General features: G+C 45.3%; 13 protein-coding genes. 10 read left to right on the top strand and 3 right to left on the bottom strand.

What is annotated here, in order from left to right:
- Positions 1-128 precede the first annotated feature (128 nt).
- The 5 genes from AOU00_RS13840 to AOU00_RS13860 all read left to right on the top strand — a co-directional run bounded on the left by AOU00_RS13840 (position 129) and on the right by AOU00_RS13860 (position 7,714).
- Complete coding sequence (locus AOU00_RS13840) at positions 129-710, top strand: PspA/IM30 family protein (RefSeq protein WP_069290812.1); 582 nt, start codon at positions 129-131, stop codon at positions 708-710.
- A gap of 36 nt (positions 711-746) precedes the next feature.
- Complete coding sequence (locus AOU00_RS13845; protein ID WP_069290813.1) at positions 747-1,781, top strand: TFIIB-type zinc ribbon-containing protein; 1,035 nt, start codon at positions 747-749, stop codon at positions 1,779-1,781.
- Positions 1,778-2,572 (top strand): TPM domain-containing protein, encoded by a 795-nt coding sequence (locus AOU00_RS13850; protein ID WP_069290814.1) that lies wholly within the window; start codon positions 1,778-1,780, stop codon positions 2,570-2,572. The genes AOU00_RS13845 and AOU00_RS13850 overlap by 4 nt, the downstream gene beginning before the upstream one ends.
- Before the next feature lie 141 nt (positions 2,573-2,713).
- The gene (locus AOU00_RS13855; protein WP_069290815.1) at positions 2,714-3,706 is read left to right on the top strand and encodes an SPFH domain-containing protein; all 993 of its coding nucleotides are present in this window, start codon (positions 2,714-2,716) and stop codon (positions 3,704-3,706) included.
- A gap of 258 nt (positions 3,707-3,964) precedes the next feature.
- The gene (locus AOU00_RS13860) at positions 3,965-7,714 is read left to right on the top strand and encodes an alpha-L-arabinofuranosidase C-terminal domain-containing protein (RefSeq protein ID WP_069290816.1); all 3,750 of its coding nucleotides are present in this window, start codon (positions 3,965-3,967) and stop codon (positions 7,712-7,714) included.
- A 102-nt stretch (positions 7,715-7,816) separates the two neighbouring features.
- Here the strand turns inward: AOU00_RS13860 and AOU00_RS13865 are convergent, their stop codons facing one another.
- Both AOU00_RS13865 and AOU00_RS13870 read right to left on the bottom strand, forming a co-directional pair.
- On the bottom strand, positions 7,817-9,214 hold the full coding sequence (locus AOU00_RS13865; RefSeq protein ID WP_069290817.1) for a phytase: 1,398 nt from the start codon (positions 9,212-9,214) through the stop codon (positions 7,817-7,819).
- Between the two features lie 110 nt (positions 9,215-9,324).
- A complete protein-coding gene (locus tag AOU00_RS13870) occupies positions 9,325-10,200 on the bottom strand; it encodes a helix-turn-helix transcriptional regulator (protein WP_061830230.1) in 876 nt (291 codons plus the stop codon).
- 193 nt (positions 10,201-10,393) lie between these two features.
- Here AOU00_RS13870 and AOU00_RS13875 point away from each other — a divergent pair, with 193 nt between their 5' ends.
- The 3 genes from AOU00_RS13875 to AOU00_RS13885 all read left to right on the top strand — a co-directional run bounded on the left by AOU00_RS13875 (position 10,394) and on the right by AOU00_RS13885 (position 15,402).
- Complete coding sequence (locus AOU00_RS13875) at positions 10,394-12,337, top strand: glycoside hydrolase family 127 protein (RefSeq protein ID WP_069290818.1); 1,944 nt, start codon at positions 10,394-10,396, stop codon at positions 12,335-12,337.
- 27 nt (positions 12,338-12,364) lie between these two features.
- Entirely contained in the window at positions 12,365-13,735 is a 1,371-nt protein-coding gene (locus AOU00_RS13880) for a glycoside-pentoside-hexuronide (GPH):cation symporter (RefSeq protein WP_069290819.1), read from the top strand.
- 275 nt (positions 13,736-14,010) lie between these two features.
- Positions 14,011-15,402 carry an MATE family efflux transporter gene (locus AOU00_RS13885; protein ID WP_069290820.1) on the top strand — a complete coding sequence of 464 codons (1,392 nt, stop codon included), beginning with the start codon at positions 14,011-14,013 and terminating at the stop codon, positions 15,400-15,402.
- A gap of 88 nt (positions 15,403-15,490) precedes the next feature.
- Here the strand turns inward: AOU00_RS13885 and AOU00_RS13890 are convergent, their stop codons facing one another.
- A complete protein-coding gene (locus AOU00_RS13890) occupies positions 15,491-16,480 on the bottom strand; it encodes a zinc-binding dehydrogenase (protein ID WP_069290821.1) in 990 nt (329 codons plus the stop codon).
- A 135-nt stretch (positions 16,481-16,615) separates the two neighbouring features.
- Here AOU00_RS13890 and AOU00_RS13895 point away from each other — a divergent pair, with 135 nt between their 5' ends.
- Both AOU00_RS13895 and AOU00_RS13900 read left to right on the top strand, forming a co-directional pair.
- Complete coding sequence (locus AOU00_RS13895; RefSeq protein ID WP_069292046.1) at positions 16,616-17,488, top strand: LysR family transcriptional regulator; 873 nt, start codon at positions 16,616-16,618, stop codon at positions 17,486-17,488.
- The gene (locus tag AOU00_RS13900) at positions 17,466-18,614 is read left to right on the top strand and encodes an RDD family protein (RefSeq protein ID WP_069290822.1); all 1,149 of its coding nucleotides are present in this window, start codon (positions 17,466-17,468) and stop codon (positions 18,612-18,614) included. Before AOU00_RS13895 ends, AOU00_RS13900 begins: the two co-directional genes overlap by 23 nt.
- Positions 18,615-18,634: the final 20 nt, after the last annotated feature.

Consider the following 18,634-nt stretch of genomic DNA (forward strand, 5'->3'; position numbering starts at 1 on the left):
GCTTTTATAATAAAACGAACACACATCTGAAAGTGATCAATGGGCCAGTATATATGGCTGGGATGAACATTTTTTACCGGATTTGATGTATGATATGGTGGAATGTAGTCCTTTCGAAGGAGGTCATCATGGGGATTTTGTCAAGGTTCAGGGATATTATGAAAATGAATGTTAACGCCTTAATGGATAAGGTGGGAGATCCGGAGAAGACCATTGACGATTATATGCGGAATTTGAACAGTGATCTAGGCAAGGTGAAAGCGGAGACGGCTTCAGTGTTGGCTGATGAGAGAAGGACGAAAAGAGCACTGGATGAATGCAAAGCCGAGATCAAAAAGCTCCAGCATTATGCCAGTAAGTCTGTGGAAGCTGGTAATGAAGAGGAAGCTCGAAAGTTTCTGGAGAGAAAAGGTTTGCAGGCGGAGAAATTGGAACAATTACAAACATCCTATGATTTAGCTTCGACAAACGCCGTAAATATGAAACAAATGCAGGAGAAGTTGGTGTCCGATATGGGGCAACTAGAAGCGCGGCACGCTGAACTTAAAGGGAAGATGGCGGTTGCCAAAGCACAGCAAGCCTTGAACTCTATGGGCAGCAAGAATTCTGCTTTTGAGGTCATGGAAGAGCAGGTGAACAGAGCGTATGATGAGGCGATGGCTATAGCCGAGCTTCGGGCAGGAACGAAGGACGACCTGGATGCTTTATAAGGAATCATAACAGTATCTACATGAAGAGGTGAGCAGATGCCGGTTATCGAATACAAATGCCCCAACTGCGGCAGCGGCATGGTCTTTGACGGTGAGACAGGGATGTTATCCTGTCATAGTTGCGGAAGAGAGGACAATATTGAATCTATTCCTGATCCTCTAATAAATCGTATTTTTTCAGAAGATGAGGCCCATGAGTATCATTGTAATAACTGCGGAGCAGTGATTATGACCGAAGTGGAGACGAGTGCAACGGTGTGCAGCTTTTGTGGTTCTGCCGTGGTTCTTGGAGACCGACTGACCGGGAAGCTGGCTCCGGCGCAGGTTATTCCTTTTTCAATCAGTAAGGAAGAAGCCATAGTTGCTTTCAAAAAATGGTGCAAGAACGGCCGTCTGACGCCGAACCGGTTCATGATAGCAGACCGAATCAAGGGAATAACCGGGATGTATGTGCCCTTCTGGTTATATGAATTACATAATAAAATTGAGGTTCAAGGTGAAGGTACCCAAGTGAGAACCTATACGAGCGGAGACTACGAATATACGGAAACGAAGCATTTTGATGTATATCGGAAAATCCGTTTGAATTATGTAAAGGTTCCGATTGATGCTGCGGAGAAAATGAACGACGAGCTGATGGATAAATTGGAGCCTTTTCCATACGATCAGCTAAAACCCTTTAAAACGCCATATCTAGCAGGTTATATTGCGGAGAAGTACAGTTATAACGAAGAAGAGCTCTTCCCGCGAGTTAAAGAGAAAGTGAAGGAATATATTGATGCTTATATTCATTCTACGGTGTCAGAGTATACGTCCGTGAGTTATACGGAAAAGCAAATTGATACTACATTAAAACAAGCGGATTATGTTCTGCTCCCGGTATGGGTCATACACTATGACTACAATCAATTGGAGCATACGTTTGCTATGAACGGACAGACGGGCAAGGTAGTGGGTAAGCCTCCGATCAGCAAGTTCAAAGTGACGGCTTGGTTTGCAGGCATTTTCGGCATTACTCTCTTCTCATTAAGATTAATCACTTGGCTGATGATGGGAGGGGAATTCTATTGAAAAAGCATAGAGCCATTATAGCCGTCTTGTTGTTCTTTGCTGTTTTTCTGGCAGTTCCTATGGAAATGAAGGGCGAACCAGCAACGACAGAAATGAAGCCATTGATTTATGATGAAGCGGGTCTGCTCAATCAGGAAGAGTATGATGTGTTGAACACTATGGCTAATCAATACGGAGCGGAAAGAGAAACGGACATTATTATTTATACTACCCTCAATCCCGACAATATGGATGTTATGAAAATGACGCAGGACTTTTATGATGACCATGGCCCTGGGTATGACAGATCTCATGGGAACGCGGTCATTTTAACGATGGATATGAGAAATAGAGAGGTGTACTTGGCCGGATTTTATAAGGCAGAACGGTATCTGGATGATGACAGGCTTACTAAAATACGCCATGAGATTAGCCCGGATCTGACGAACGGCAACTATGGGCTGGCATTTCAAAAGTATATTCTAAGCGCGCACAAATATTTGGCCATCCGTCCAGGGGTGAATCCAGACAGTATATTTTTTAAAGGATGGCTTCATTTGGCGGTGGCGCTGGGATTGGCAGCGTTGATCGTGGGTAAGATGGTTTCCAATTCTGGCGGTCGGGTTACGGTAAATCGGCAGACCTACGAGGATGCGAACGCTTCAGGAGTTCTGGAGCATCGAGATCAGTATCTTCACACAACGACAACGAAACGGAAGATTGAAAAGAGCAGCAGTAGCAGCAGCTCAGGCGGTGGTGGCGGAACTACCAGCGGCGGTCATTCGCATAGCGGCAGCAGAGGATCATTTTAACTGAGGATTTTGCAAAAATCCAATAAGCGACTTTCAATGAACAATATATAGATCGAAATGGTCTAGTTCGTCTATATATTGCACTTTGGAGCGACTGGAATCGAATTTTGCAAAATCCTGAACTGAAAGGATGGATACAGCATGGGATTCTTCAGAAATCAATTTGCAAATGTTGTAGAGTGGGAAGAATTTAGAGATGATATGATTTTCTGGAAGTGGAGTAATCGTGAAATTAAAAAAGGCAGTAAGTTAATTATCCGCTCCGGTCAAGACGCGATTTTTGTAAATAACGGCAAAATAGAGGGTATTTTTGAGAATGAAGGGTCGTATAACATGGACTCTGACATTATTCCATTTCTATCGACATTAAAAGGGTTTAAATTTGGTTTTAACAGTGGCATGAGGGTAGAGGTCTTATTCGTTAATACGAAGGAGTTTACGGTCAAATGGGGGACGCAGAATCCAGTGCTGATCCCGACCCCCCAGCTGCCAGGCGGTATGCCGATCCGTGCCAATGGCACATTTAATTTTAAAGTGAACGATTATGTTACGCTCATCGATAAGATTGCCGGAGTGAAGGACAGTTATCTCGTTGAGGATGTGAAAATACGCATTACTTCGGTGTTGGATCAGTTATTGATGAAGTGGATCAGCAGAGAAGGAAAGGACATGTTCAATCTGCAGGCGAATGCTTCTGACATTTCAAAAGGTATTCAAGAAGATCTGGATATGCAAGTGATGGACAATGGTATGACGATTACTGGCTTTCATGTGATGAGCTTCAATTATCCTCAAGAAATCCAAGATATGATCACGAAGACAGCTTCTCATGAAATGATCGGTAATCTGCAAAAGTACCAGCAAGTGACGATGACGGACGGGATTGCATCGGGTAATGTAAAAGGCGGTGGTGCTGCCTCAGATATGGCGAGTATGATGATGGGGATGAATATAGCAAATGAAATGATGAAAAATTTGAACCCGAACCCCAAGCCTTCGGCTGAGACTCAGCCTACACCTGCTGCCCCCTCTCCATCTGGAGACGGTAATAAGCCCAATTTTTGTCCGAATTGCGGTACAAAAAACGAAGGAGCTAATTTCTGTCCGAATTGTGGACAAAAATTGAACGGATAACATAGCTCGGCCGAACTTCTTTATTTCGGAAAAGGTTCTGACTGGGTCAAGCAATCCTGCAAGCCAAAAGGCAGTTATCGCAGAGTATCTTCTGTGATGGCTGCTTTTTTATGTAGTTTGTTCAAGTATTTTCTTCATAAATCCGATTTATTGGATTGAAAAAGGTACTCAGGATAAGGTACTATAGCTATATAATATGTATTTATATTAACTAATTAGTCATTACATTAATAAACTATAGGTATAGGAGCAACGAAGATGACCAAATTCCAAGATCAAATCATTGCACGTTACAAGTTTGATGATGCAGAGAACGTCGGCAAAGATAGCTCAGGGCAAGGTAACGATGGGGTTGCTTCAGGCACAGTAACACCTACGATTTCCCATGCTACCGGTAGAGCGGCTTTGACGCTTGAGGGAGGCCCCAACGGTACATCGTATATCCAGCTTCCTTCCGATCTATTCAAAGATGTAAGCGATAACACCGGTGTGACGGTTACTGCTTGGGTCAACTTCGGCAGATTCACAGATATGTGGGAACGTGTCTTTGACTTTGGTAAAGCCCATACAGGGCCCTATATGTTTATGACACGGAATCTGCGCGGAACCCTTTTCACCGAGGCAGATTTGTCCGTAGACCCGGGAAGAGGTTTTGTCAGGGATGAGTGGATGCACATAGCCCTGTCTGTGATCGGCACGGAAGGCGGCACATTAAGCAGTGCGGGTCCGGTGGTATATGTCAATGGTGAGGTCGTAGCGGACGGTTCCATTAGTCAAACTTCCAGCGGTAACTATGCCAAGTTGCGTAAATGGTTCGAAACGTTTACAGACTCGTCCAACTACAGCAACAATTTTATCGGTCGCTCCCAGCATGCGGCTGATGTAGACTTTGCCGGCTCCGTTTCAGACTTTCGAATTTATAAAGCAGGCCTGACGGCGGATGAAGTCATTGAGGTCATGTGCGATTCGTTGACAGATGAAGAGATCGTGAAGCTTGCCAGAGATAAATATTTGTCCTTTCCGACGATGATTGTAACCAAGGACATAACTCTGCCAACGGTTCTGATGGGCGGAAGAGTAGAAGTAACCTGGAAATCCAGCCAACCTAGTATACTCTCTGACAATGGTCAGATTCAGGCGATTACCTCCGCACAAGGGGTTACCGTCACGGCTCTATTGACGAAGGGCTTAAGCCAGATTGAAGAGAGCTTTGAGGTATCCGTTCTTCCTGAACAGCTACCTCCGTACACGCTGACCATTCATGGAAATAAGGAAGTAGTGGATGTCAGCGAAGTGATGTACGGCTTGTTCTATGAAGATATCAATAACGCAGCAGATGGCGGGATTTATGCAGAACTCGTTCAGAATCGCTCCTTTGAATCTTTCGAGTTCGATACGTATTCCCACGCTTCCGGTGAATGCGGCTGCTCTACCGGACGGAACCGCAACCCGTTGTTCGCTTGGTCTGGTGATACGGATAAGATGACTCCACAACATAGCGGTGGATTAAATGAGTTTTTAGGCGCAAAAGACAAAGAAGTGAACTCTTATTATGTGACGGTAGCGGATGGTGCAACGATTCGGAACAAGGGCTTTGCCGACTCTAACCAGAATTGTGCCATGTCCATCCAAGAGGGTGCCAAATATGAGTTTACCATCTGGGCGAAGGCCGATTCAGCGGGCACAATCACACTGCAACTGCAAGACTCAAATGAAAAGGCTATTAGTGATTCGGTTACGATACAGGTGGAAGGCGGCAACACGTGGAAGAAGTACGGCATCGATTCCAAGCTTGTACTGACAGGCTCAGCTACGGTTCTCGGGCAGCTGGCGCTTACATTTGAAGGGGACATTTCGGTTGATATGGTTTCTTTATTCCCACAAGATGTATGGGGCGCAGGAGAGGAAGAGCAATCCCCATCGGCACATGCTAACTTCCAGGGTAATCCTAACTACCGACTGAGAAAAGATTTGGTGAACGCACTGGTTGGCATGCATCCGAAGTTTTTGCGGTTTCCAGGTGGTTGTATTTCCGAGGGTTCATTTATATGGGAAAACGTATACGATTGGAAGGAATCGATTGGGGATATCGAGCTGCGCAAGGAAAACTTTAATGTATGGGGCTATATGATGACCATGGGTCTTGGTTATATGGAATATTTCCAGTTGGCAGAAGACCTGAATGCAGCTCCGCTTCCGGTTATGGCCTGCGGCGTGCTCTGCCAAGCCCGCTCGGATTATGCTCATCCCGCTGGAGGCGCATTGAGAGAATACTATATTAAGAACTTTACGGATCTGATCGACTTTGCGATTAGTGTGGATTTTGAACATAATGAATGGGCTGCTATGCGTAAAAAAATGGGCCATGAAGCTCCGTTCGATCTGCGTTATTTGGGGGTAGGTAACGAGAACTGGGGCACAGAGTTTTTTGCCAACTTTGAAGTGTTCAAGACATCGATTGATGAGTACATGGAGAAAAATTATCCGGGTTATGAGCTACACATCATCTCCACGGTTGGCGCTCAAGCAGACGACGATGCCTATCAGCAGGGCTGGAAGTTCTTAAGCGGTAATATGACTGGTTCGGCTAAGGTTGCTTTTGCAGATGGTAACCAGGTGACGGAAGAAACGGTAACCTGGTATGAGAAGCAAAAGGACTATATGGACACCATTGCAGATGAGCACTATTATCGTTCTAACGAGTACCTGCTGAATAACGTGGACCGCTATAACTACTACTACAGAGCTTATAATGCGGACGGCAGTATAAATTGGAAAGCAACATCAAAGGTTTTTGTCGGGGAGTACGCCTCAACGGATAAAAATACATTGGCAGGCGCTGTAGCAGAGGCAGCGGTGATGACGGGCTTCGAAAATAATGCCGATGTCGTTCGGTTGGCTGCCTATGCACCGCTGTTTAACAAGGTGCTGACAGATGGAACTTACAGATGGACGCCAGACTGCATCTGGTTCGATGACGAAACGGTGTGGTTTACGCCGAACTACTATGTACAGCAAATGTATGCTAAATATTTGGGGAATAAAGTATTGAGCACTTCTTTCTCTACTTACAAAAACGGCAAGCCAACGGATCTCATTCCTCAGGGGGGAATTGAAATTGCAACAGGCAATGCCGAGGTTATGATTAAGCGTGTGACTGTTACTTCCAACCAGGACGGCAGTGTGCTGCTGGATCAAGACTTTACCCAGGGATTGGATTCGGCCTGGCAGGTCATTCCCGGTTCCGTGGGCTCAACAGTAGAGGAAGGCAAGGGGCTTGTGCTCAAAGCTCAGGATAGCGGTCTGAATGGTCTGTACATCTTGAACGACAGCTGGAGCAATTACAAGATAGAGGTGGTCGCCTCCCGTATTTCCGGCACGGACGGCTTTTATGTGGGTGCGGGTCTCACCGATATTTCTGCGGAGAAAAAGGACGTCGTTGAATACGCGATCGGCTATGGCGGCAAGGCTACCGGCGTGAAGGTTTACAAGCAGGGCATAGAAAGCTACACATTGGGTGACTACTCTTCCAGTACAGCGGCAGGTAACTTGAGAGCAGCTAGCTATGAAGAGTTGGCCGACAACACGGACTACACCATAACAGTGAACTACGGCGGGGAAACGGGCAGTAATCTGATTTGCTCATACACCGACGGCGAGACAACCAGCAAGGTGCTGGACTACAAGCTGGAGGCTTACAACAGAGACGTGTTCAACTCGGTAACCCAAGATGCTGAACATGTATACGTGAAGCTGGTGAATGCCGACAACGTGGATAAGGTAATACAGCTGAATCTACAAGATTTGAGTGTTGAGTCCATCGCTAAGCTGGTTACACTAACTGGCGATTCCTCGCTTGTTCATGTACCTAACGTGAACAAGAAGAATGATGAGAAGGTAGTGCCTACCGAACAGCAGATCACGCTTCAGACGGATTCTGTCCTCTTAGACTTACCAGCCAACTCGGTAAATGTGCTGGTGCTGGATCTTAAACCTTTTCTCGCTTAAAAACAAAAAGGGGTGTCCCAAGTAGCCGGTTTATGGCTTTTGGAACACCTCTTTTTTTCTATGAATAGAGTCGGAATGTTGAGTTGGTTTCCCCGAAGGGCATTACTGCGTGCTTCTGTTTACCAATTCACGCGGGTTGATGCCATCGTCTATCGTTAGCGGGGTAGGGGCTCCCGTAGCGATTCGCTCCCAGGGCACCATTTTAAAGTTCTGATTCAACTTTTTTCCATTTTGAAGATTTTCGTCATCTTGTGCAACGAAGATACCATGCGGGAAATTTTTGCCTAATCCGTAGCCAAGAACATCAATACCGTCTGTGACAGATGTACCATCAACGGTAGGGCTCGCGCTAATCGTGAAGTTGCTTATATATGCATTGTCTCCTTGTCGTTCATAGATCGCATAGCTGCTGTTTCCTTGGCTGGAGGCCATGAGGTACCCTTTGCCATCTTTACCGTAATACAATGTAAGTCCCTCTATGTCATCGTGAAGTCTGCGCCCATCTGCAATATCCACACGTCGCAGCGGCTCGGTTGAACCGTCTGGCTCGGCACTATACTTCCAAATAGCGTAATCCTCTTCAGCGATGTAGATCGTACCATATTCATCATCAGCAACCATGCCTTCGGATTGCGTATTCAGCTTGAACTGGCGGACAAGCTTACCTGCAATTTTGCCGCTTCCGTCGTCAGTCAGCTCATATTGCTCAAATTCACCCTCTTTGCCCAACACGAGCGCGTAAAATTTATCTGTCTTGAGGCTATGGTATAAGCTGAATCCGTACACTTCTTTCATAGATGCTTTAATAGGTTTGCCAACCACGTTGGTCAGCTTTCCTGATGCACCGTCAATGGAAAAGATATCGATCGTGTTGTTGGTTCGATTGGTTGCCCCTGCGATATCAATTTTTTTGCCGCCCAATGTGAAACCGTAACGAAGATCCACGTTATTCATTTTTCCGACCTTCATGTTTTGCAGTTGCTTACCTTCCAGATCATATACTAAAATCCCGCCGCCTTTATTGGTTGCTAAAATTCTACTTTTCTCCGGATCGACCGGGTTGAGCCAGATTGCAGGGTCGTCGGCTGCGTCTTCTCCATCTTCCACAGCTTCTGTTTCGGCAGAGGGGATTACTTTATAGGTGGGAACTGCGTCCTTAGGATCTGCATATTTGCTGTTCTCTGCTTCAAGCGCTGTAAGAAGTTTTGTAGGAAGATGTACATTTCCATTCACTATTTTAATTTCCCGGTCCGCTTTTCCGCTTAGTCCAGCTAAACGATATTGCTTCTCACCAACTGTAAAGGTCCCGACAATGCCATTTTTCAATTTGACCAAAACAGACTGGTCATCACTGTCCCATGTAATTGTCGCCCCCATTTTATCTGCCTGTGTTCGTAGTGGTGCATACCCGGATGGCTGAATGTCTGCCGCATGGGTCAGTTCTGGTGATACCAGAATCCCCGTTAACATGGCTAATAATGCTAGTTTAGTTGACTTCATATGTATGCCCCTTTTCTGAAGTGAAAATGATATAACCGACTCAGTATAAAGCGAGAATATCAAAAGGATACAATGAAAATGTAAAGAGAATGTAAAGGAGGTGTAAGCATTCAATGGACTGGTTTCCAGTATTGTTGTCTGTAATTCTTGGGAGACATTCCGAATTTTTCTTTAAAGCATTTGGAGAAATAGCTTGCTTGGGAGAATCCCGTTTCCTCCGTAATTTGTTGGACAGACCAGTCAGTTTGCAGCAAAAGACTGCGTCCTTGATCCAGGCGATAATCCATTAAATACTCAAGCGGTGTGCGCTGGAAAGCGACCTTCATGCATCTGGCGAGATAGTTCTGATGTACGTGAAAATGGGTCTCCAAATCTTTATTGGTGATTGTATTTTTGTAATTCTGTTTTAGGTATATTTCGATTTGTTCCGCCAACTTAGAGGAGCTGTCTTTATTATTCTGATCATACTCCAAACTCTGGAAAACACTCGCAAACGTCTGTTGGGCCTCCCATAGTGCCAGTTTTCTAGGTTTTAAAGTAGAGGCTAGTAAATAGTCTAATTTCGAAAATAGCTCATGTGGATTCACCACTTTTTGAATTTTGGGCAAATGAATGGTCGTATGTTCTGAATGAAAGTGCAGCTCGGGAATGGGAGTGCTGGGTATAATAGGATTGGGCGAGGATTGTGCGCACCACATGCTATTGGTTTGAAAATGGAACCAGTAAAAGGAGGTTTGTTCTGTACATGCCTCAATGGGAAAATGATGTTTATCCGGTTCAAGAATGAGAGCGTAATTTTTAGTTACCTTCCACACTTCGTCCTCTTCGCCAATGTGCAGCAATCCTTCTTTAATGATTATTACGTCAAAATAACCCAGATTATACCTATTCGGATGCCAATCCCCTTTTTGATATGTAGTAAAATTCCCCTCAATGAAATAAGGCAGCGGAGGGACAAGGAAGGATAGAAAGTCTGTTTTGCTCATGGAAGCCAGCTCCTTTGTGTGTGAAATCGTATAAGTTTTAGTTAAAGATCGCGATTTTTTTTATAAATTCAGGTTGATAAAATAAGGACTGTAGCAAGGGGAGCTCAGGTTAGCTTGTACGATATTATCATTACTTTATCCTTATTTTCTCAAAAATGAAAGCGTTCTATTTCCAGGAAGGGATGTTTATCCAATGAAAACGGCAAAGCCAGTTAAGCATGTCATCGTTGATGATTTATTTTGGAAAAAGTATAAGCAAGTTGTGGCGGAAGAGGTTATTCCTTACCAATGGAAAGCATTAAATGATGAATTACCAGATACAGAACCCAGTCATGCGATTGAAAACTTTAGGATTGCAGCCGGGGAATCCAGTGGGGAGTATTATGGAACCGTTTTCCAGGACAGTGACCTTGCCAAATGGCTGGAGACGGTTGCCTTTAGCTTAAGGGATCATCCGAATCCTGCGCTTGAAGAACGGGCTGATGAAGTGATTGAATTGTTGGGAAGAGCCCAAGCTGAGGATGGGTATCTAAATACGTACTATCTGCTTAAGGAACCCAACAATCGCTGGACCAACTTAAGAGACAATCATGAGCTGTATTGTGCAGGGCATTTTATAGAAGCGGCTGTTGCTTATTATGAAACGACGGGCAAAACGAAGTTTCTTCACATTATGGAGAAATACGTAGACCTGATTCAGCAGGTTTTTGGTACGGAAGAAGGTAAACGGAAAGGCTATCCGGGACATGAAGAAATTGAGTTGGCCTTGATCAAATTATACGACGTAACTGCAAAGGATCAATATCTCAAATTAGCGCAATATTTTATTGAACAGCGGGGACAGCATCCTATTTACTTTGCAGAGGAACAAGAACAGAGAAAACATATTCAAACAGAGCCCACCTGGAATGATGATAACAACATTAATTTTGGCTTAGGCTTCGAATACCAGCAAGCACACCAACCTGTGCGGGAACAAAAAGAGGCAGTCGGCCATGCGGTAAGAGCGGTGTATCTGTATATTGCGATGGCGGACTTGGCCGCGAAAACAGGGGATGCTTCCCTGTTACAAGCCTGTGAAACGCTGTGGGATGATGTAACGAATCACAAAATGTACATCACCGCAGGGATCGGTTCTACTGTAAACGCGGAAGCGTTCACTTGCCATCACGATCTTCCCAATGACAGCATGTACTGTGAGACTTGCGCCTCTGTAGGGCTGGCCTTTTGGGCCAATCGTATGCTGCGTTTAGCGCCAGACCGGAAATACGCCGATGTTCTGGAGCGTGCGCTATACAACGGAACGATTAGTGGGATGGATCTGGATGGGAAACGGTTTTTCTACGTGAATCCGCTGGAGGTTAATCCTTTTCAAAAATCCAGAAAAGATCAGGAGCATGTAAAAACAGAACGGCAAAAATGGTTTTTCTGCGCCTGCTGTCCGCCCAATTTGGCACGAATGATTGCATCAGTTGAGGACAATATGTATACCCAAACGGATGATACGTTGTATACGCATCTGTACATTGCCAGCAAGGTGAACATGACTTTATCTGGTCATGAGGTTGAAATTACACAAACTCATCATTATCCATGGGACGCGGATCTAACATTTTCGATCCACGTAGCAGAGCCGACTTCCTTCAAATGGGCACTACGGATTCCTGGGTGGTGCAAGCAGGCAGAGGTAAAGGTGAATGGGGAAACCATATCATTAGACCGTCTGGAAAAAGGCTATATCGAGATTCAGCGTACTTGGAAGGACGGAGATGTGGTAACTCTGCATTTGGCTATGCCGGTTGAGCGCATTCGGAGCAATCCGCTGGTCTCCATGAACCAGCAGCAAATTGCTCTCCAACGCGGACCAGTCGTGTTTTGCCTGGAAGAAGTGGATAATGGAGCGAATTTGGCAGGATTAAGATTGACGAAGGATAGCCTCATTACGGAAGAATTCAGCGAAAACCTGCTGGGTGGCATTGTAAAGCTGACCATAGAGGGATACCGGGTAAAAAATTCGAATGCATTATATAGCTCGGAGCCTCCTGAATTTGTTCCTCAACAAATTACCGCCATTCCTTACTACGCCTGGTGCAATCGGGCTAAAGGGGAAATGCGTGTATGGGTTTATGAATCATAATTCATTCGCATGGGGAGAGGAAAGATCATGAGTACGAGAATTGTGAGTACGGAACCACCGGAAAAGACAGCCAGTACCGTTCCTTTTCATCGTAAAATCAGCTATTCATTAACGGATACAGCAGGCAATCTACTATACTGTGTTATTTCCAGTTATCTATTATATTTTTATACAGATGTATTCGGACTTTCTATCGGGATTGCCGGGACATTACTATTTATCACCCGTTTTATCGATGCCATTGATGCCCCGATTTGGGGCATCCTGATTGACCGAACCAAGTCAAAATACGGCCAGAGCAGACCCTATTTTCTATGGTTAGCGATCCCGTTCGCTGTGTTTATGGTCCTTACGTTTACGACACCCAATTGGAGTGAGTCGGGTAAAATTGCATATGCCGCCATTACGTATATTATAGCCGGCATCCTGTACACAGGGATCAGTACGCCGATTACGTCTATTCTGCCTAATCTGAGCACCAATTCTAACGAACGCGTAGTCTTGAACTCCTTCCGTATGGTCGGGGGGAACGTAGGTTTCTTCATTGCCACGACGTTTACATTACCTTTGGTCGCTTTCTTTGGACAGGGGAATGATCAAAAAGGATTTTCCTTAACGCTCGTTTTATTTGGAATCATGGCGATTATTATGTTTTTCATAGCGTTTGCCGATTTGCGAGAAAATGCAGCAGTGAAAACGAAATCTGTTCCCATTGCTAAAAGCTTTACAGCCATCAAACGAAACTGGCCCTGGATGCTCGTTGTAGCTGCCAACTTGTGTTACTGGATCGGCTTGAATATTCGTTCAGCAACGCTAATCTTTTATCTGCAATACAATCTGGACAGTAAGGACTTAGTACCTTTAATCAATGGACTTACCTCCTTGCAGTTGATCTCGATGGTTCTGATTCCGTTTTTCGCCAGAAAATTAAGTAAAAATGCGATTATGATTATCGGATTGATATTAGCTGCGCTGGGGCAAGTCGTGATTTTAATGGGCAGTACAGACTTAACCCTCATTATTATCGGCTGGATTATTGGTGCGTTAGGATCAGGCTTTGCATGTTCTATGCCGTTTGCGATGTTGTCAGATACAGTCGATTATGGGGAATGGAAAAATGGTATTCGGGCAAGTGGTTTCCTGACCTCGATTGGAAGCGCATTCTGTATTAAAGCGGGTAGCGGAATCGGCGGATTATTGCCAGCATGGATCATGGGCAGCACCGGTTATATCGCTGGGCAAGTTCAAACTCCTACGGCGTTGTCTGGCATTCAGTTTAGCTTTATCTGGCTGCCATTTATCGTCTTCTTGATCGGAATCATTCCTATGTTTTTTTATAAAAAATTCGAAAAGAATGAAGCTTCTATTCAACAAGATTTAATTGCGAGAAGATCATAGACATTCTCTTAACAATGTTTTTATGACATATTAAAACATTATAATGCTGCTCCAAAACCTGTTCACTGAGCTGAGCAGGTTTTTCTGTTATTTTCTATTCAAATGTGAGCAAGACCATTGACAGGATTTTCTTTTGGAGTAATACTTCTATGTAGAGAAAAGTGTACAGAATCAAGAACTAGACACATCTAGCCTTGCAACTTTATACATTTTTTCGCCATGAAGGCTCTTCTGTTGAAGGGTTTTTTTCAATTTGAGAAAAAGAATGTGATGATATGAGTCAACTGAGTGTAAGGATGAGAACACATGGCTTTCTGAATAAGCATTTTTCAGGAGAGTCTATTGATTATCGACAGATTATCGCGCTGTTTATCCCGCTTCTGATTGATCAGGCTTTTATCGTGGGTCTTAATTTGGTGAACACGGCAATGATTAGCTCGTCGGGAATGGCGGCAGTCAGTGCTGTAAATATGATTGATTCTTTGAATATTTTTCTGATTAATGTGTTTGTTGCAGTGTCTACCGGGGGAACGGTTGTCGTGGCACAGTATAAGGGGAGCGGTAACGACCTCATGGTCTCTAAAGCCGCATCCGGCACCATTTCCTCCGTTTCCTTGTTGGCCTTATGTATCAGTTTGTTTATGATCGTGTTGTACAATCCGATTTTAAGTGTTCTGTTTGGTTCCGCCTCGCCTGATGTATTAGCTAACGGTAAGGTATATCTGCTGGGAAGCTGCATGTCTTTTGTAGGGATTGCAATCGTTGAGGCAGTGTGTGGGGCGCTGAGGGGAATTGGGAAGACGAGGGCATCGCTGGCTCTTTCGCTCATCATGAACCTCTCGTACGTGCTCCTCAATGTGGTATTCATTAATGTATTAGATATGGGTGTGCTGGGCATGACGATTGCCGTCAATGTGTCCAGATATGCAGGGGCAGTGTGCGCATTGATCTATTTGGTCAGAGTAGATGACGACTTGCGTGTTCAGCTTAGAGATATGCTTTATTTTAATCTGGCTATGCTTAAAAAGATTCTGTTTATCGGGCTTCCCTTTGCAGCGGAACAGATGTTTTTCAATGGGGGCAAAATTTTAACCCAAATTTTCATTGTGAGTCTGGGGACGAATGCGTTGGCGACGAATGCCATTTGCTCATCCCTAGCTAACGTGTTCCAAATCCCTGCGAATGCTTTGGCTCTTACGATTGTTACCGTGGTCGGTCAATGTATGGGACGTCGAAATGTCGAGGATGCCCGGAAGTTTACCAAATCGTTTATTTGGCTGTCGTCTTATTCGTTTATTGTAATGGGGCTCATACTGATGCCTTTGTTTGAGCCGATGGTGGGGCTGTTTCATCCGCCTGCTGAAATCGTAGATGACATTTTTGTTGTCATACTGATTAATACGTTGGCCCAGATTCCGCTCTGGTCCATTGCCTTTATTACACCCTCTGCACTAAGGGCAGCAGGTGATTCAAAATTTACGTCCCTCACCTCAATGCTGTCCATGTGGTTGTGCCGGGTGGTGCTCGGGTATATTTTGGGCATTGTGTTCAACCTGGGGATTGTTGGTGTCTGGCTGGCCATGGATATTGAATGGGGCGTGCGGGGACTCGTTTTCCTTTGGCGCTTCCGCGGTAACAAATGGGTCCAGCATCGTTTAATCGACTGAATAGGTCCACTACCATAAAATTGACTTCTGGATGAAGGCATTTTACGGCAGTGGATTTTTTTCTATTCCTATACTTCGTTCAGATCTCTTACCCTATCCTGATCCCTATATTGCCTAACTGCGCTCCCTGCCGCATACGGTGGAAGGCTTGTGCTGTGTCTTGTAGAGGAAATACGCTATCTATAATCGGATGGAGTGCATGGCGCTCCATGAACTGAAGCATAGCTGCGAATTCCTCGCCACTGCCCATAGAGGTGCCGATGATGCTGATTTGAGGGAAAAATATAGACCGCAGCGGAATCTCTATTCGGTCTCCTGAGCTTGCGCCAAATGTAACAATCCGACCGTTCGGCTTGAGGATATCAAAATATTTATCGAACGTAGCAGGACCGATACTGTCAAGGACCAGATCCACGGTGTCTCCGTTCATACTTTCTTTCCATTCGCTATGGCTGTCGAATGCATGATTAGCGCCATGAGCGAGGGCAGCCTGCCTTTTTGCTTCGTTGCGTGACGTGGCGGTGACCCGTGCGCCTGCTGCTAAAGCCATAAGCATGGCATACGTGGCTACACCACCGCCAATACCGGGAATGAGGACGTGCTCACCCTCCTGCAATTGGCCTCTTGTGAAGAGCGCGCGATAAGCGGTCAAAGCAGACAAAGGCAGCACCCCTGCTTCTTCCCATGAAAGGTATGCTGGCTTGCTGACCGCATTTTGGACGGGGATGATAACCGATTCAGCGAATGTCCCGTCTGAAGGTCCGCCCAGAATGGCTGGAACCAAGGGAACATGATGCGTATTCTCCCATCCGATACATGGATTGATAATGACATCAGTACCTACTAGCGAGGTTGGGACACCATCACCCACAGCCTCGATCACGCCTGCTCCATCCGACCCCAGAATGAGTGGAGCATCGTGGGCTGTTCGATCCGCCATGAGGAACAGATCCCGATGGTTTAAGCCTGCAGCTTTAAGTCTTACCTTCACTTCGTTGTGCCACGGCTGTCTGTCCGTGATGTCTGTATACATCAGGCCCTCAGGGCCGCTTTTGCTGGCATGGATTACGGCTTTCATTTTAAAACCTCCCGTGGTTCGAATTTAGATGCAATTGCATGTATATTGAATTGTACAGAGCGGCAAGCGTCCGGTAAAATGAACAAAATCGAATGTGAGTATCATAAATGATCATACCAAGCAGGTGACATATACATGGAAAGCAGTGATTTGAAAATTTTTCAGGCTGTCGCTCGCGAGGGCAGTATCACGAAGGCTGCGCAAGTTTTGAATTATGTACAGTCCAATGTGACCTCGCGGATTCAGCAGCTTGAGGCACAACTGAACGTACCGCTATTTCGTCGATCTAATCGGGGAATGACGTTAACGCCGGCAGGAGAGAACCTGCTGAAATACGCGGATACCATACTGACCTTGCTCGACGAGGCTGTAAAGTCCACTCAATATTCAGACCATCCTGCGGGACCTTTGCGACTGGGATCGATTGAGACGGCGGCGGTTACGCATCTGACTTCTTTATTGACGGAGTATCACGCTCAATATCCTGATGTCCATCTATCGCTTATGACAGGCAGCACCCATGATCTCGTACAAAAGGTATTGAATTACGAATTAGATGGAGCGTTCGTCTATGGCCCCGTCGATGATCCGCATATAGAGTATGTTGCAGCTTTTGAAGAGGAATTGGTGCTCATCTCGGAACCAGGGAAAAAAGACATGGGTGAGCTGCTTGCCAAGCCTATGCTGTTCTTCGACGTAGGGTGCACGCATCGTACAAGAGCGGAAAGCTTTCTGAGCGAAGCGGGTGTGGATGCATATCAGGTTATGGAGTTCGGAACGTTGGAAGTTATTTTGGGTGGTGTAGCCTCTGGTCTGGGGGTGTCCATGTTGCCACAATCGTCGATTGCAAAGGCAGAGGAGGCGGGAAGTATTGCTTCTCATCGTTTACCTGAAAAATATCGCAAATTAGAGGTGTGGTTTGTTTATCGGCGGGATTCGGTTTACTCCAGTGCACTGTCAGGCTTGCTCCGCTGGATGAAAAAGGATGTTATACTTAACTGTGATTAAATTGACATCAGGGGTGTATCATTTGGAAGAACAAGATGTAACGAACAATCCATCTACAGTAGCTCCGGGACCATATGCGACGAATGGCAACTACCATCGACGAGAACCGGATAAGATGGCGGTATTATCAGAAACATACGGAGCCTCTATCTTCTTCAGAAGATGGGCGGCCTGGATGATTGACTTCATTCTTATCGTTTTTGGGTACGGAGGGCTGGTATATTTTACAGCGGAAAAAGTAGCTGAAGCGGAAACCCCAAATATGGGTATGGTAGTGATGCTCCTCCTGATCGGCTCCTTCTGCTATTATCTGTTACTGGAAGGACTTACAGGCTATACGCTGGGCAAGTTTGTACTTCGTATTCAGGTTGTGAATGGAGAAGGAAGGCCGCCAGGCATGGTTAAATCCTTGATCCGCACTCTCATACATCTGGTGGATACGAATCCGCTGCTTTTCATGGGACTGCCCGCCGGTATATGTGTACTGGTGACACCTCGGAAACAACGGATTGGAGATATGGCTGCGAATACATATGTGGTTAAGGTAAGGGATTTGGGAAAGGTGGGCAGAAAGAAAACCGGGATTATTGCAGGAGCAATCCTCCTGACGACGATCATTTCAATTGTCTTTGCTGTATCTTTAATTTCTACGCTCATTACGCAAATCATGAAGCCTGAGGTATTTACCAGTAAGGATAGCCAGTTTGCGGTTACGGCTCCCTGGAATTGGTCGCGAGATAATATGATTAATGAGGAAGCGGATATTTCCATTAAAAATGAATTTACCGAAAGATATTTGATTGTATTGTCTGAACCGAAAAGCGACTTTGACAGTAGTATGACCCTTCAAGAATATAAAGGAATCATTGAGGATCATTTGGTGTCAGGAATTACGGACCCTGAATTGGGGACCGCTTCAGATATGGTGGTGAACGGATATCCTGCCATTGAGTTTACCCTAAAAGGAGAAATAGATGGGAATCTGGCCATGTATAACGTGACCACGATTGAAACACCTTCGCATTATCATCAAGTGCTTGCTTGGACCTACGCCTCGCGATACAGCAGGGCACAGCAAGAGCTACGCAAGATTAGAGACAGTTTCCGTGAAATGAACATGCTGTGAAGTGTACATGAAGCAATAAC

The sequence above is a fragment of the Paenibacillus polymyxa genome (assembly GCF_001719045.1).
Classification (GTDB): Bacteria; Bacillota; Bacilli; order Paenibacillales; family Paenibacillaceae; genus Paenibacillus; species Paenibacillus polymyxa_B.